The organism is Microbacterium sp. ER1, assembly GCF_023383675.1.
GTDB lineage: Bacteria > Actinomycetota > Actinomycetes > Actinomycetales > Microbacteriaceae > Microbacterium.
Genome location: NZ_QCXO01000008.1, coordinates 1 through 12772, shown reverse-complemented (window position 1 = coordinate 12772; position 12772 = coordinate 1). Strand labels below are relative to the sequence as shown.

11 protein-coding genes are annotated in these 12772 nt (G+C 72.6%); all 11 read left to right on the top strand.

Annotated features, from left to right (window positions below; genetic code table 11):
- The first annotated feature begins 28 nt into the window (after window positions 1-28).
- The gene (locus BV453_RS00760) at window positions 29-1864 is read left to right on the top strand and encodes a heparinase II/III family protein (RefSeq protein WP_249520614.1); all 1836 of its coding nucleotides are present in this window, start codon (window positions 29-31) and stop codon (window positions 1862-1864) included.
- Entirely contained in the window at window positions 1861-2961 is a 1101-nt protein-coding gene (locus tag BV453_RS00755) for a substrate-binding domain-containing protein (protein WP_249520613.1), read from the top strand. The genes BV453_RS00760 and BV453_RS00755 overlap by 4 nt, the downstream gene beginning before the upstream one ends.
- A gap of 102 nt (window positions 2962-3063) precedes the next feature.
- Window positions 3064-4233: a Gfo/Idh/MocA family protein gene (locus tag BV453_RS00750; protein WP_085605948.1), complete on the top strand. Its 1170-nt coding sequence runs from the start codon at window positions 3064-3066 to the stop codon at window positions 4231-4233.
- Window positions 4230-5450: a DUF993 family protein gene (locus BV453_RS00745; RefSeq protein WP_085605950.1), complete on the top strand. Its 1221-nt coding sequence runs from the start codon at window positions 4230-4232 to the stop codon at window positions 5448-5450. Before BV453_RS00750 ends, BV453_RS00745 begins: the two co-directional genes overlap by 4 nt.
- Window positions 5447-6364 carry a sugar phosphate isomerase/epimerase gene (locus BV453_RS00740; RefSeq protein WP_249520612.1) on the top strand — a complete coding sequence of 306 codons (918 nt, stop codon included), beginning with the start codon at window positions 5447-5449 and terminating at the stop codon, window positions 6362-6364. The genes BV453_RS00745 and BV453_RS00740 overlap by 4 nt, the downstream gene beginning before the upstream one ends.
- A gap of 527 nt (window positions 6365-6891) precedes the next feature.
- On the top strand, window positions 6892-7656 hold the full coding sequence (locus tag BV453_RS00735; RefSeq protein WP_249520611.1) for a sugar phosphate isomerase/epimerase: 765 nt from the start codon (window positions 6892-6894) through the stop codon (window positions 7654-7656).
- A 43-nt stretch (window positions 7657-7699) separates the two neighbouring features.
- Window positions 7700-8767 (top strand): LacI family DNA-binding transcriptional regulator, encoded by a 1068-nt coding sequence (locus BV453_RS00730; RefSeq protein WP_249520610.1) that lies wholly within the window; start codon window positions 7700-7702, stop codon window positions 8765-8767.
- Window positions 8764-9867, top strand: coding sequence for a glycerate kinase (locus BV453_RS00725; RefSeq protein WP_249520609.1), 1104 nt, complete (start codon window positions 8764-8766; stop codon window positions 9865-9867). Before BV453_RS00730 ends, BV453_RS00725 begins: the two co-directional genes overlap by 4 nt.
- 141 nt (window positions 9868-10008) lie before the next feature.
- Window positions 10009-10860 (top strand): ABC transporter permease, encoded by an 852-nt coding sequence (locus BV453_RS00720; RefSeq protein ID WP_025105461.1) that lies wholly within the window; start codon window positions 10009-10011, stop codon window positions 10858-10860.
- 30 nt (window positions 10861-10890) lie between these two features.
- Complete coding sequence (locus BV453_RS00715) at window positions 10891-11925, top strand: ABC transporter substrate-binding protein (protein WP_249520608.1); 1035 nt, start codon at window positions 10891-10893, stop codon at window positions 11923-11925.
- An 11-nt stretch (window positions 11926-11936) separates the two neighbouring features.
- Window positions 11937-12755 carry an ABC transporter ATP-binding protein gene (locus BV453_RS00710; protein WP_060922883.1) on the top strand — a complete coding sequence of 273 codons (819 nt, stop codon included), beginning with the start codon at window positions 11937-11939 and terminating at the stop codon, window positions 12753-12755.
- Window positions 12756-12772 lie beyond the last annotated feature (17 nt).

The following is a 12772-nucleotide window of genomic DNA, read 5'->3' as shown; positions in this document are numbered from 1 at the left end:
ACACTCGAACAACGAAGGCGAGAACCGGATGCTGATCCCCCGCGGCACCCTGAGCGATCTGTGGCGCGAGCACGGCGCCGTCGATCGGCCCGTCGTGCCGCCGAGCACCGACCGGGAGGCATGGACGTCCGTGGCGCCCGAACTCCGCGCGACGATCCTGGCGGCGGCGGACGGCGAGCGTCGCACCGCCTGGGCACAGCCGCTCCTCTCGCAGTGGGCCGCCTACGCCCGCACCGGTGACCGCGCCGGCTGGGAGGGGGCGGTCTTCCGCCGCGACCTCAGGCTCCGCCGCGCCGTCCTGGCCGCTGCCGTCGACCCGGTGGCCGAGCGGCTGGACGAGGTCGCGGACGGCCTGTGGCTCCTGGCCGAGCAGTCGACCTGGTGCTGGCCTGCTCACGACGACGCCTTCGCCCGCGGGCGCCGTGTGCCCGACATCGAGCGCCCCGTCCTCGACCTCGGTGCGGGGGAGGCGGCGGCGCTGGCGGGGTGGGCGGTGCTGGTGCTCGGCGAGGATCTCGACGCGCACGCCCCCGGTCTGGTCGCACGGGTACGGGACGAGACGGTCCGCCGGGTGCTGCGCCCGTTCGTCGACCGCCGCGAGTGGGCATGGGAGGGGTCGGAGGAACGCGTGCACAACTGGGCGCCGTGGATCCACGGCAATCTGCTGCCGGCAGCGCTCGCCTTCGCGGACGAGCCGCTGCGTGCGCGGGTGCTCGCCCTCAGCATCGACGGCCTCGATCGCTATCTCGCCCAGCTTCCCGCCGACGGCGGCATCGACGAGGGCTTCGCCTACTGGTGGCAGGGAGCGGGGCGGGCGTTCGATGCGCTCGGCCTCCTCGACGCGCTCACCGCCGGTGCGGTGGCCGCCGCGATCCAGGACGGACGCCTCGCCGGGCTGCGCGAGCTCGCCCTCTTCCCGGAGCGCGTGCAGCTCGGGGAGGGGTGGGTGGCGAGCTTCTCGGATGCGGAGGCGCGCACGGGGGAGGCCCTTCCGTGGTCCGTGCTCCACCGGGCCGCCGTCCTGTGCGGTCTGGAGGTGACTGCCGCGTTCGCCGCGCGGCACCGCCGTCCGGGGCGCGTCATCGGAGACGAGGCGGATGTCGTCGCCGGTCTCGGCCGGACGCTGGCCGAGCTGTTCGACACCGACTGGCATGCGGCGCGTCCGGGGCCTGCGCCCCTGCCCGGACGCGTCGAGTTCACCTCCCTCGGCGTGGGACTGCGCCGCGAGCGGAGCGGCGATCCGCGGGGGCTCGCGGTCGTCGTCAAGGGCGGTCGCAACGACGAGAACCACAACCACAACGACCTCGGCGCGGTCGCGATCGCGGTCGACGGCGTTCCGGTCGTGATCGACGTCGGTCGAGCGACGTACACCGCGGCGACCTTCTCGGATGCCCGTTACCGCCTGTGGCACGTCACCAGCGGCTGGCACTCCACGCCGCTGGTCCGCGGGCGCGAGCAACAGCCCGGCGGCGCCTGGCGGGCCGCGGTGCAGGCGCGGAGCGACGGCTGGACCCTCGACCTCGGTGCGGCGTTCCCCGGCGGCGACCCGTGGCTGCGGACGGTGCTGCTGCGCGGCGGCGCGGTGACCGTGCGCGACGAGAGTCCGGCCCTCGCCGACCCGGCGACCCGCCTCGTGCTCGTGTGCGCGGGGACGCCCGAGGTGCACGGTGCCGGCGTCCTCCTCCCGGGTCCGGATGGGAAGCGGGGTCTGCGTATCGCCCACGATCCGGCGGACGTCGTCGTCGAGAGCAGGGCCGTGGACGATGCGCTCCTCGAGCGTTCGTGGGGGCCGGTGGTCTCGCGCGTGCTCTTCGCACCGCTCGACCGTCCGGAGCGCTGGGAGCTGCAGGGGAGGGCGGCATGAGCGAGGAGCGCCCGACCCCGCGTTTCGGCCTCTCCCGCCGGGAACGGATCCTGGACGAACTGCGCCGCACGGGGGCGGTGCGCGTGGCCGATCTCGCCCGCGACTTCGGGGTGGCGGAGCTCACCATCCGCCGCGACATCACGATGCTGGCGGACCGCGGGCTGCTGACCAGGGTGCACGGCGGAGCGGTGCTGCGGAGCACGCTGGACACGACCGTCGCGCGGGCCGCCCTCCCCGGGCCGCAGTTCCGCATCGGGATGGTGGTGCCGTCGCTGAGCTACTACTGGCCGCAGGTCGTCGTCGGCGCCCGGAGTGCCGGGGCGGAGGCGGGGGTGCAGCTCGTGCTCCGCGGGGCCAGCTACGCCGCGCAGGACCAACGCCGCCAGATCGCGGCGCTCCTGGACTCCGGGACGGTGCACGGGCTGATCGTGGCCCCCGAGACGCAGGGTGCCGACGGGCACGCGCTGCTCTCCTGGCTGGACACGCTCCCGGTGCCGGTCGTGCTCGTGGAGCGCCGGACCCCGCCCGCTCTCGCCCTCACCCGGATGCAGACCGTGGCGACCGACCACGCGTTCGGGGGCGCGCTCGCCGCCGGGCACCTCGCCGCACTCGGACACCGGCGGGTCGGGATCCTCACCTCTCCGCAGTCACCGACCTCCGCCGGGCTGCGGCAGGGCTGGTCGCGGGCCGTCGCCGAGCTCGGGCTCACGGTGTCGGTGGACCGCGACACGGCCCTGGACCGGATGGAGGGATCGGCGCAGGCGGAGGTGGTCTCGGCGCTGCTCGCCGAGATCCGTGAGACGGGGGCGACGGCGCTGCTCGTGCACTCCGACCCGCAGGCGCTCCTGCTCCAGCAGCATCTGCAGGACGCGGGCTGGCGGCTGCCCGACGACCTCTCGCTCATCGCCTACGACGATGAGGTCGCCGAGCACGGGTCTCCGCCGCTCACCGCGCTGCGGCCGCCCAAGCAGCATGTCGGGCGCCGTGCGGTCGAGCTCATCCGCGACCGCCTGCGCGAGGGCCCGAACCGGCCCGCGGAGCGCGTGGAGGTGGCTCCGGCGCTGCACGTGCGCGCCAGCACGGCCCCTCCGCACTAGGGGCGGTTGCGAGGTCGTGCGTCTCATGCCATGATCTCGGAAAGCGCTTACCAAGATTCTCCTGTCAGCGCCGACAGCTTCCACCGAGAGGAACGGACCGAGATGGCACAGGCCCCCACCCGCGAGATCGGGATCATCATGAACGGCGTCTCCGGGCGCATGGGATACCGGCAGCACCTGGTGCGGTCGATCCTCGCGATCCGCGACGAGGGCGGGATCGAGCTCCCGGACGGCACGCGCGTGACCGTGCGGCCGATCCTCGTCGGACGCAGCGAGGCCAAACTCGCCGAACTGGCCGCGAAGCACGGCATCGAGGACTGGACGACCGACCTCGACGCCGCCCTCGCCGACCCGCGATGGGAGATCTACGCCGACTTCCTCGTCACGAAGGCCCGGGCGTCCGCGATCCGCAAGGCCATCGCCGCCGGCAAGGCGATCTACACCGAGAAGCCCACCGCCGAGTCGCTGGACGAGGCCCTGGAGCTCGCGCGGCTGGCGCGCGACGCCGGTGTGAAGACCGGCGTCGTCCACGACAAGCTCTACCTCCCGGGGCTGCAGAAGCTCAAGCGCCTCATCGACTCCGGCTTCTTCGGCCGCATCCTCTCCGTCCGCGGCGAGTTCGGCTACTGGGTGTTCGAGGGTGACTGGCAGCCCGCGCAGCGTCCGAGCTGGAACTACCGCACGGAGGACGGCGGTGGCATCATCACCGACATGTTCCCGCACTGGAACTACGTGCTGGAGAACCTCTTCGGCGAGGTCAAGAGCGTCTACGCCCAGGCCGCCGTGCACATCGCCGACCGCTGGGACGAGAAGGGCGAGCACTACACGGCCACGGCCGAGGATGCCGCCTACGGCATCTTCGAGCTCGACGGCGGGGCGATCGCCGAGATCAACTCCTCGTGGACCGTGCGGGTGAACCGTGACGAGCTCGTGGAGTTCCAGGTCGACGGCACGCACGGCTCCGCCGTCGTGGGGCTGTTCGGCGCCAAGATCCAGCCGCGCAACGCCACGCCCAAGCCCGTGTGGAACCCCGACCTGGAGGACAGCCACGACTACGACGCCGACTGGCAGCAGGTGCCGACGAACGACGTGTTCCAGAACGGCTTCCGGCAGCAGTGGGAGGAGTACCTCACCTCTTTCGTCCTCGGCACGGACTATCCGTTCGACCTGCTCGCCGGCGCGCGCGGGGTCCAGTTCGCCGAGGCCGGACTCGCGTCCAGTGCCGAGGGGCGCAAGATCGTGCTCGAGCCGCTGACCCTGGACCGGGCATGACCACGCTCCGCCTGCTCGCCGCCGACGGCCGCACCGCCGACACGGAGCTCCGGGAGGCCGACGCCGTCACGCGGCCGCAGGGCCCGCTCCGCAGCCGGGTGGCCTACGCCGCCGCGCACGTCGTTCCGAAGGCGTACGCGGACAACACCCCGGGGCAGCCGGCCGACATCGACTGGGACGCGACGCTCGCGTTCCGCCGCAACGTGTACTCGTGGGGACTCGGCGTGGCCGACGCGATGGACACCGCGCAGCGCAACATGGGTCTGGATGCGACGGCGGTGCGCGAGCTCATCACCCGCAGTGCGGAGGTCGCCCGCGAGGAGGGCGGCGCGGTCGTGGTCGGGGTCAACACCGACCACATCGAGGAGGCGCGCATCCCGCTCGATCAGGTGATCGCCGCCTATCTCGAGCAGCTGCACTTCGCCGAGGAGCAGGGGGCGGGGCCGGTGCTCATGGCCTCGCGGCACCTGGCCAGGGTCGCGGAGAGCGCGGACGACTACCGCCGCGTGTACCGGGAGGTGCTCTCCCGCGCATCGGTCCCCGTCGTGCTCCACTGGCTCGGCACCGCGTTCGATCCGGAGCTGGCGGGGTACTTCGCGCCCTCGTCCTCCGGGGGGAGCGGCGGTCCCGCGTGGCAGGAGGCCGCCGAGGTGCTGCTCGACATCATCGGCGAGAACCGCGCCGCGGTCGCCGGCGTGAAGATGAGTCTGCTCGACGCGGAGTCCGAGGTCTGGGTCCGCGAGCGGCTGCCGGAGGGCGTGCGCATGTTCACCGGCGACGACTTCCACTACGTCGGCCTCATCGGCGGGGACAGTCTGACCGATGCGGCCGCGCCCGAGGGGTCCGCGTCACGCGGCCACTCGGATGCGCTGCTCGGCGCGTTCGCCGCTCTCGCCCCGGTGGCCTCCGCCGCGATCCAGGCGCTCGACGCGGAAGACCCCGAGCGGTACCTCGCCCTCCTCGGACCGACGGAGGAGCTGAGCCGACAGGTGTTCGCGGCACCGACCTTCTATTACAAGACCGGGGTCGCCTTCCTGTCCTGGCTCAACGGTCATCAGCCGGCGTTCCAGATGGTCGGGGGGCTCCACTCCGCGCGGAGCCTGCCGCACCTCAGCCGCATCGTCGAGCTGGCCAACGGGGCGCTCGCCCTGGAGCGGCCGGAGCTCGCGCGGGAGCGCTGGCACGGCCTGCTCCGGCTGAACGGGGTGGACGCATGACCGCCTCGCGGAGCCTGGCGGCGGAGCGCGAATCCCGGGCGGCTGGCGTCGGGACCGTGCCGCACCCGCGGCTCTCGATCAACCAGGCCACCGTGAAGCACGCGGATCTCGCGACGGCCCTGCGTGTCACGGCGGCGGCGGGGGTCGAGGCCATCGGCCTGTGGCGGGAACCCGTGCAGGAGGTGGGCCTCGATGTCGCCGCCCGCATGCTGACCGATTCCGGCCTGCGCTTCACGACGCACTGCCGCGGGGGCTTCTTCACGCTGCCCGTCGGTCCGGAGCGCGAAGCCGCGCTCGACGACAACCGCCGGGCGATCGAGGAGGCTGCCACCCTCGCGGCGGCCGGTGCGGAGGGCTCGACCGCAGTGCTGGTCCTCGTGGCCGGGGGTCTGCCCGAGGGGTCGCGCGACCTCCGCGGGGCGCGCGAGCGTGTCCGCGACGCCATCGGCGCCCTCGCGGACGACGCTCGAGCCGCCGGGGTCACCCTCGCGATCGAGCCGCTGCATCCGATGTACGCCTCCGACCGCGCGGTGGTCTCCACCCTCGGTCAGGCGCTCGACATCGCCGCGGACTTCGACCCTGCCGTGGTCGGAGCCGCCGTCGACACGTTTCACATCTGGTGGGATCCGCAGGTGCTCGACCAGATCGCCAGGGCCGGACGCGAGGGCCGCATCGCCACGTACCAGGTGTGCGACTGGAAGACCCCCCTCGCCGCTGACCCCCTCCTCTCCCGGCACTATCCGGGGGACGGGGTGATCGATTTCGCACCCCTCACCCGGGCCGTGCAGGACACCGGCTACGACCGTGACATCGAGGTGGAGATCTTCCACGCCGACGTCTGGGCCGACGACCCGGTTCGTGTGGTCCGCCGCACGGCCGAGGCCTTCGCGACGGCGGTCGCGCCCCACCTGTGAGTCCCGGCCCCGTCCCGTCCTCACCGAGGTTCCGGATCGGTTCCGGACATGGTCCGGGTCCGGTCCGGTCATGGTTCCGGATGCACGACCCCGTCCCGGATGCACGACCCGTTCCCGGGTGTCGGTCGTCCCGTCGTGCTCAGGTCGTGCATCCGTCCCGGTCTCGGTCGTCGCGTGCCGGTCGTCGTGTGTCGGATCGACCGGGGGCACTTGCACGACTCGGGTCCGTCTGCAGGGTCAGACCTGGGTTCCGGTCGTGCAGGCGGGACGAGGTCGTGCAGGTGGGACTCGACGAGGGAGTTCGTCCCCGTCCCCGACCGTGTCCCGGTCCCGGTCTCGATCCCGGTCTCGGTCGTCGTGTGTCGGATCGACCGGGGACATCTGCACGACTCGGGTCCGTCTGCAGGGTCAGACACGGGTTCCGGTCGTGCGGGCGGGACGAGGTCGTGCAGGTGGGACTCGACACGGGGATGGAAGGGGCCGGGACGTCCGACCCAGAAGAACGGCAGGACTGAGAGGATGACGGGATGACGGGGATCCGTGCGGGGCTGTGCTCGGTGACGTTCCGTGCCCTGCCGCCGGAGAGGATCGTCGCGCTCGCGGCCGCCGCGGGTCTCGACGTGATCGAGTGGGGCGGAGACGTGCATGTGCCGCCGGGCGATGTCGACCGCGGGGCGGAGGTCGCGCGGATGACCACGGATGCCGGGCTCGCCGTCGCGTCCTACGGGTCGTACTTCCGCGCCGGTCCGGAGGAGTCGCTCACCGCGATCCTCGACAGTGCTGCGGCCCTGGGGGCTGACCGGGTACGGGTGTGGGCCGGTGAACACGGCTCGGCGGAGGTGTCCGCGGACGAGCGTGCCCGCGTCGTGACGCGGCTCCGCGCGGCGGCGGTCGAAGCGGGCGCCCGGGGCATCGGACTCGCCCTGGAGTTCCACGGCGGCACGCTCGCCGACACCGCCCCGGCCACCCTCGAGCTGCTGCACGAGGTCGACCACCCGATGCTGTCGACGTACTGGCAGCCCACGGTCGGCGCCCCCGTCCCCGTGGCGCTCGAGGAGTTCCGCCGGCTCGGCCCGCATGTCTCCGCCGCTCATGTCTTCTCCTGGTGGCCGCGCACCGAGCGCCACCCGCTCCGCTCGCGGTCCGCACTGTGGACCCGGTTCTTCGCGGACGCCGCCGCCTCCGCGCACCCGCCGCGCGACGCGCTGCTGGAGTTCGTGCCCGACGACGCCCCGGAGCTCCTCGCCGGGGAAGCCGCCGTCCTCCTCGGGTTTCTCGGGCGGCAGCCGTGAGCGCCCCTCGAAGCGGTTCCGTTCCCGTCGGTAGGCTCGGAGCATGACCCCGTCCGCCACTCCGGCAGAGCCGCCGGCCGCGCGTCGCCCCCGTCACGCCCGGGGACCGGCACCCACGCTGCACGACGTCGCACTTGAGGCCGGAGTGTCCCTGGCGACCGCCTCCCGCGTGCTCAACGGTTCCGAACGCAAGGTCGCGGCGCCCTTCCGGGAGCGGGTGGAGGCCGCCGCCGAAGCCCTCGGCTACACGGCCAACGTCTCCGCGCAGGCGACCGCCCGCGGACGCTCACCGGTGATCGCGCTCCTCGTCGCGGACATCGCCGACCCCTACTTCGGCCTCATCGCCTCGGGCGTCGCCCGGGGTGCCGACGAACAGGGGCTCGTCGTGACCGTGGCCATCACCGAGCGCGACCCGGCGCGGGAGGCGCGCATCGTCCGGGCGCTGCGCGGACAGCGTCCGCAGGGCCTCATCCTCGCCGCCTCGCGGACGCAGGAGGAGGGGCAGGCCGAGACCGCTCGCGAGCTCGCCGAGTTCACCCGCCTCGGCGGCCGCGTCGTCGCGTTCGGCGCGGACGGCGACGGCGACCGCCGGGTGGAGATCGACAACCGGGCCGGGGCCGCCGCGCTCGGCCGTCGCATGGCAGAACTCGGATACCGCTCGGCGGTACTCGTCGGGGCGGCGGAGGGCGTGCGCACCTCGGACGACCGGCTGGCGGGATTCCGGGCCGGATTCGCGGAGGGCGGCGGAGAGGTCGCGCAGACCGTCCGCGGTGACTTCCGTCGGGAGTCCGGGGCGGCGGCGATGACCGAAGCCCTCGCCACCGGTGTCCCCGCGGGTACCGTCGTGTTCGGCATCAGCGACGTCGTCGCGATCGGCGCGATGGCGGCCATCCGTGCAGCGGGCCGTGAGGTCGGCACGGACATCGCGGTCTGCGGCTTCGACGACGTGCCCTCGAGCCGCGACGTCACGCCGGCCCTCACCACGGTCTGCGTGCCGCTGAGCGACGCCGGCTATCAGGCCTTCCGCGCGATCGTCGACGAGGACTGGCAGCAGCCGACGCTCCCGCTCGAGGTGGTCGTACGCGCGAGCACCCCGGGGCTCGGGGCATGACCCGGGTCGTCATCGCGCCGGACAGCTTCAAGGGCACGATCACGGCGGCGGAGGCCGCTGCGGCGCTCGCCGACGGCTGGCGGGAGGTCGAGCCGGCTGCGGACATCGTGCTCCGTCCGATGGCCGACGGCGGGGAGGGGACCGTCGCGGCGTTCGCGACGGCCGTACCGGATGCACAGTGGATGCCGGTCACGGTCGACGGTCCGGCGGGTGCTCCCGTCGAGACGTCGTGGCTGCTCCTGCCGAGCACGACCGACGCCCCGGGCGGCACCGGCGTCGTCGACATCGCCTCGACCTCGGGCATCGAGCTCCTCGACGGTCTGCGCCCCGGGGATGCCGACACGACCGGCTTCGGCCAGGCGATCGCTGCAGCGCTCGATCACGGCGTCTCGCGCCTGATCCTCGGCATCGGCTCCAGCGCCTCCACCGACGGGGGCACCGGCCTGCTCACCGCCCTCGGGGCACGTTTCCTCGACGCGGACGGCGAACCGGTGGCGCGGGGCGCGCGTGGTCTGGCGGACATCGTCACGGCGGAGCTCGGGGCCCTGCGTGGGGCGTCGGATGTCCGCGTGCTGACCGATGTCACGAATCCGCTCACCGGCCCGCGCGGCGCGGCAGCGGTGTTCGGCCCGCAGAAGGGCCTCACGGCGCCGGAGGACATCGCCCGTGTCGACGACGCGCTCGCCCATCTCGCCGTCCTCCTGCCCGTCGACCCGGAGCTGCCGGGCACGGGGGCCGCCGGCGGGACGGGCGCCGCTCTCGTGCGCTGGGGCGGGGTCCTCGCCCCGGGGGCGGCCGAGGTGGCCGCGCTCATCGATCTGGCCGGAGCCGTCCGTGGTGCCGACGTCGTGATCACCGGCGAGGGATCCTACGACGGACAGTCAGGCGACGGGAAGGTGCCGTCGTTCCTCGCCGCGCTCGCGGCGGAGGCGGGGGCGCGACCGCTGCTCGCCGCAGGACGGATCGCGGAGGATGCGGACACGAGCCTGTTCGCGGAGGCGGTGTCGTTGACCGCGCTGGCGGGGTCGACGACCGCCGCCCTGACCGATCCCGCACGCTGGCTCCGGGTCGCGGGCGCGGCTCTCGCGCGGACGCGGTGACCGGCCCGGACGCCCCGCCCGTGGGGGCGACGACGGCGGGGACACGGCCATGCGTTGACACGGCAGAACCGTCGGCATAGACTCGCAACACCGAACGGGAATGCGCTTTCCCGAATCCTTCACGAAGATGTCGAGGACCCCATGTCGTCTGCCCCCTCCGCGACCATGACCCTGGCGCTGGCCGCCGATCGTCCCGAGCCTCCGGGCATCGTCCGCTGGTGGAGCCGCCATTGGCACCCGCTCGTCTTCGTGCTCGCGGTACTCGCGCTCTGGTGGGTCTCCACGAGCCTCGGTTGGGTGCCGGCCTTCATCATCCCGTCGCCGGCCGACACCTGGGCCGCCTTCACCGACAACGCCGCCTACCTTGCGCAGAACACCTGGGTCACCACCTACGAGACCGTGATCGGGTTCGTCATCGCGGTCGTCGTCGGCGTCCTCGTCGCGGTGCTCATGGTCTACTCGCGAGGCCTGGAGCAGACGCTCTATCCCGTCATCCTCTTCGCGCAGGTCATCCCGAAGATCGCCATCGCCCCGCTGTTCGTCGTCTGGCTCGGGTTCGGGGCGGAGCCGAAGATCCTCGTGGCGGTGCTCATGGCGTTCTTCCCTGTCGTCATCTCGGGCCTCGCGGGTCTGCGCACCGTCGACCCGGAGATCCTCCAGCTCGCGTCGACCATGGGAGCCAGCCGCTTCAAGACCTTCCTCAAGGTGCGGCTGCCCGCGGCTCTGCCCGAGCTCCTCTCCGGCCTCAAGGTCGCCGCGACGCTCGCGGTCACCGGTGCCGTCGTCGGCGAGTTCGTCGGCGCGAACGAGGGCCTCGGCTACGTGATCCTCCAGGCCAACGGCAACCTCGACACCGCGATGCTCTTCGCCGCGCTCATCATCATGTCGCTGCTCGGCGTCATCCTCTTCGGCATCATCCAGATCGCCGAGCGCTTCCTCATCCCGTGGCACGCCTCCAAGCGCGACGTCGCCGCGGCCACCGTTCGACTCTGACCCCCCTCGCCCCCACGAAAGAAGGCACTGATGAAGAAGTCAGGCACCATCCTCAGCTCGATCGCCCTCGCGTCCGCCGCGGTGCTCGCCCTCTCCGGCTGCGGAGGATCGACGGCCCCGGCGAGCTCTGGCGACGGTGACGGCGGCGAGCTCACGCCGGTCACCCTCATGCTCAACTGGTACCCGTACGGCGAGCACGCCGCGTTCTACTACGGCGTCGACCAGGGCATCTTCGAGGAGCACGGCATCGACCTCACGATCAAGGCCGGCCAGGGCTCGACGAAGACCGCGCAGGCCGTCGGGCAGGGGCAGGTCGACTTCGGCTGGGCGGACACCCCCGCCGTCCTCGCGAACATCGACAAGGGCGTCGGCATCAAGAGCGTCGGCGTCTTCCTGCAGACCACGCCGTCGGCCGTGCAGGTCTTCGCCGACTCCGGCATCTCCAGCCCGGAAGACCTCAAGGGCAAGACCATCGCGGTCTCCGCGGGCGACGCCCCGACCACGACCTTCCCGATGTACCTCGAGGCCGTGGGCCTGGAGGAGGGCGATGTGACGCAGCAGAACCTCGACGCCGCGGGCAAGATCGCCGCCATGCTCTCGGGCAAGGTCGACGGCCTCATCGGCTTCGCGCACGACCAGGGTCCGACCATCGCCGACAAGAGCGGCAAGGACGTCGAGTACCTGCGCTACTCCGACGCCGGCCTGAACTTCTTCAGCAACGGTCTCATCGCGCCCACCGACACCATCGAGAACGACCCGGAGCTCGTCGAGGCGCTGGTCGCGGCGACCTCCGAGGCCTTCGAGGCCGCGCAGGAGGACCCTGAGGCGGCGGTGGCCGCGATGGAGGGCAAGGACCCGCAGATGCCGTCGCAGGAGGTGCTGCTGCACCAGTGGGAGGAGACCATCGAGCTGCTCCACACCGACGCCACCGAGGGCCAGGCTCCCGGCGCGAACGCCATCGAGGACTGGGAGTCCACGCTGGAGGTGCTGTCCGAGGCCGGGCTCATCTCGGGCGACGGCGACGTGGAGACCTACTTCGACGACGCCTTCACCCCCGGGAAGTGAGACCGATCGTCATGGATACCCACGTTCAGCAGGAACGCGGACCCGCGGCCACGAGCACCGCTCCGGCGCTCGAGGTCTCGGATCTCGCGATCACCTTCGCCTCCAAGCGGCGCCAGGTCACGGCTCTCGAGGGCGTCGACCTGCGCGTCGAGGAGGGGGAGTTCCTCTCGATCGCCGGGCCCTCGGGATGCGGCAAGTCGACGCTCCTGAAGGCGGTCGCCGGACTCACCGCTCCGAGCCGCGGCAGCATCCGCCTGCGCGGCGACGAGGTCCGCGGTCCGCGGCAGGATATCGGCTACGTGTTCCAGCGGGCGGCGCTTCTGGAATGGCGCAGCGTCCGCGGCAACATCCTCCTGCAGGCCGAGATGCGCGGGATGGACATGCGCAAGGCCCAGGCCCGTGCCGACGAGCTCATCGAGATGACCGGTCTCACCGGCTTCGAGAAGTCACTGCCGCACGAGCTCTCCGGTGGCATGCAGCAGCGGGTGTCGCTGTGCCGCGCCCTGCTGCACGAGCCGCGGGTGCTGCTCATGGATGAGCCCTTCGGTGCCCTCGACGCCCTCACGCGCGAGCGTATGAACGTCGAGCTCAACCGGATCTGGAGCGCCACCGGCACGACCGTGCTGCTCGTGACCCACTCGGTCGCGGAGGCGGTCTACCTCGCCAGTCGCGTCATCGTGATGGGGCCGCGCCCCGGGCGGATCCTGGAGGAGCACCGTGTCGACCTCCCGGCCCGCCGCGGCTACGCCGATGTTCTGGAGACGGAGGAGTTCCACCGCGTCTCCAGCCGCGTCCGCGAGCTCCTCGGCTCCTCCACCGACGCCGACTGACCGTCCCGCCCTCGTCC

What these genes read in the sequence shown, in the direction of transcription:
- BV453_RS00760 (WP_249520614.1), top strand. Translation starts at nt 29, where the DNA reads ATGCTGATCCCCCGCGGCACCCTGAGCGATCTGTGGCGCGAGCACGGC.
- BV453_RS00755 (WP_249520613.1), top strand. Translation starts at nt 1,861, where the DNA reads ATGAGCGAGGAGCGCCCGACCCCGCGTTTCGGCCTCTCCCGCCGGGAA.
- BV453_RS00750 (WP_085605948.1), top strand. Translation starts at nt 3,064, where the DNA reads ATGGCACAGGCCCCCACCCGCGAGATCGGGATCATCATGAACGGCGTC.
- BV453_RS00745 (WP_085605950.1), top strand. Translation starts at nt 4,230, where the DNA reads ATGACCACGCTCCGCCTGCTCGCCGCCGACGGCCGCACCGCCGACACG.
- BV453_RS00740 (WP_249520612.1), top strand. Translation starts at nt 5,447, where the DNA reads ATGACCGCCTCGCGGAGCCTGGCGGCGGAGCGCGAATCCCGGGCGGCT.
- BV453_RS00735 (WP_249520611.1), top strand. Translation starts at nt 6,892, where the DNA reads ATGACGGGGATCCGTGCGGGGCTGTGCTCGGTGACGTTCCGTGCCCTG.
- BV453_RS00730 (WP_249520610.1), top strand. Translation starts at nt 7,700, where the DNA reads ATGACCCCGTCCGCCACTCCGGCAGAGCCGCCGGCCGCGCGTCGCCCC.
- BV453_RS00725 (WP_249520609.1), top strand. Translation starts at nt 8,764, where the DNA reads ATGACCCGGGTCGTCATCGCGCCGGACAGCTTCAAGGGCACGATCACG.
- BV453_RS00720 (WP_025105461.1), top strand. Translation starts at nt 10,009, where the DNA reads ATGTCGTCTGCCCCCTCCGCGACCATGACCCTGGCGCTGGCCGCCGAT.
- BV453_RS00715 (WP_249520608.1), top strand. Translation starts at nt 10,891, where the DNA reads ATGAAGAAGTCAGGCACCATCCTCAGCTCGATCGCCCTCGCGTCCGCC.
- BV453_RS00710 (WP_060922883.1), top strand. Translation starts at nt 11,937, where the DNA reads ATGGATACCCACGTTCAGCAGGAACGCGGACCCGCGGCCACGAGCACC.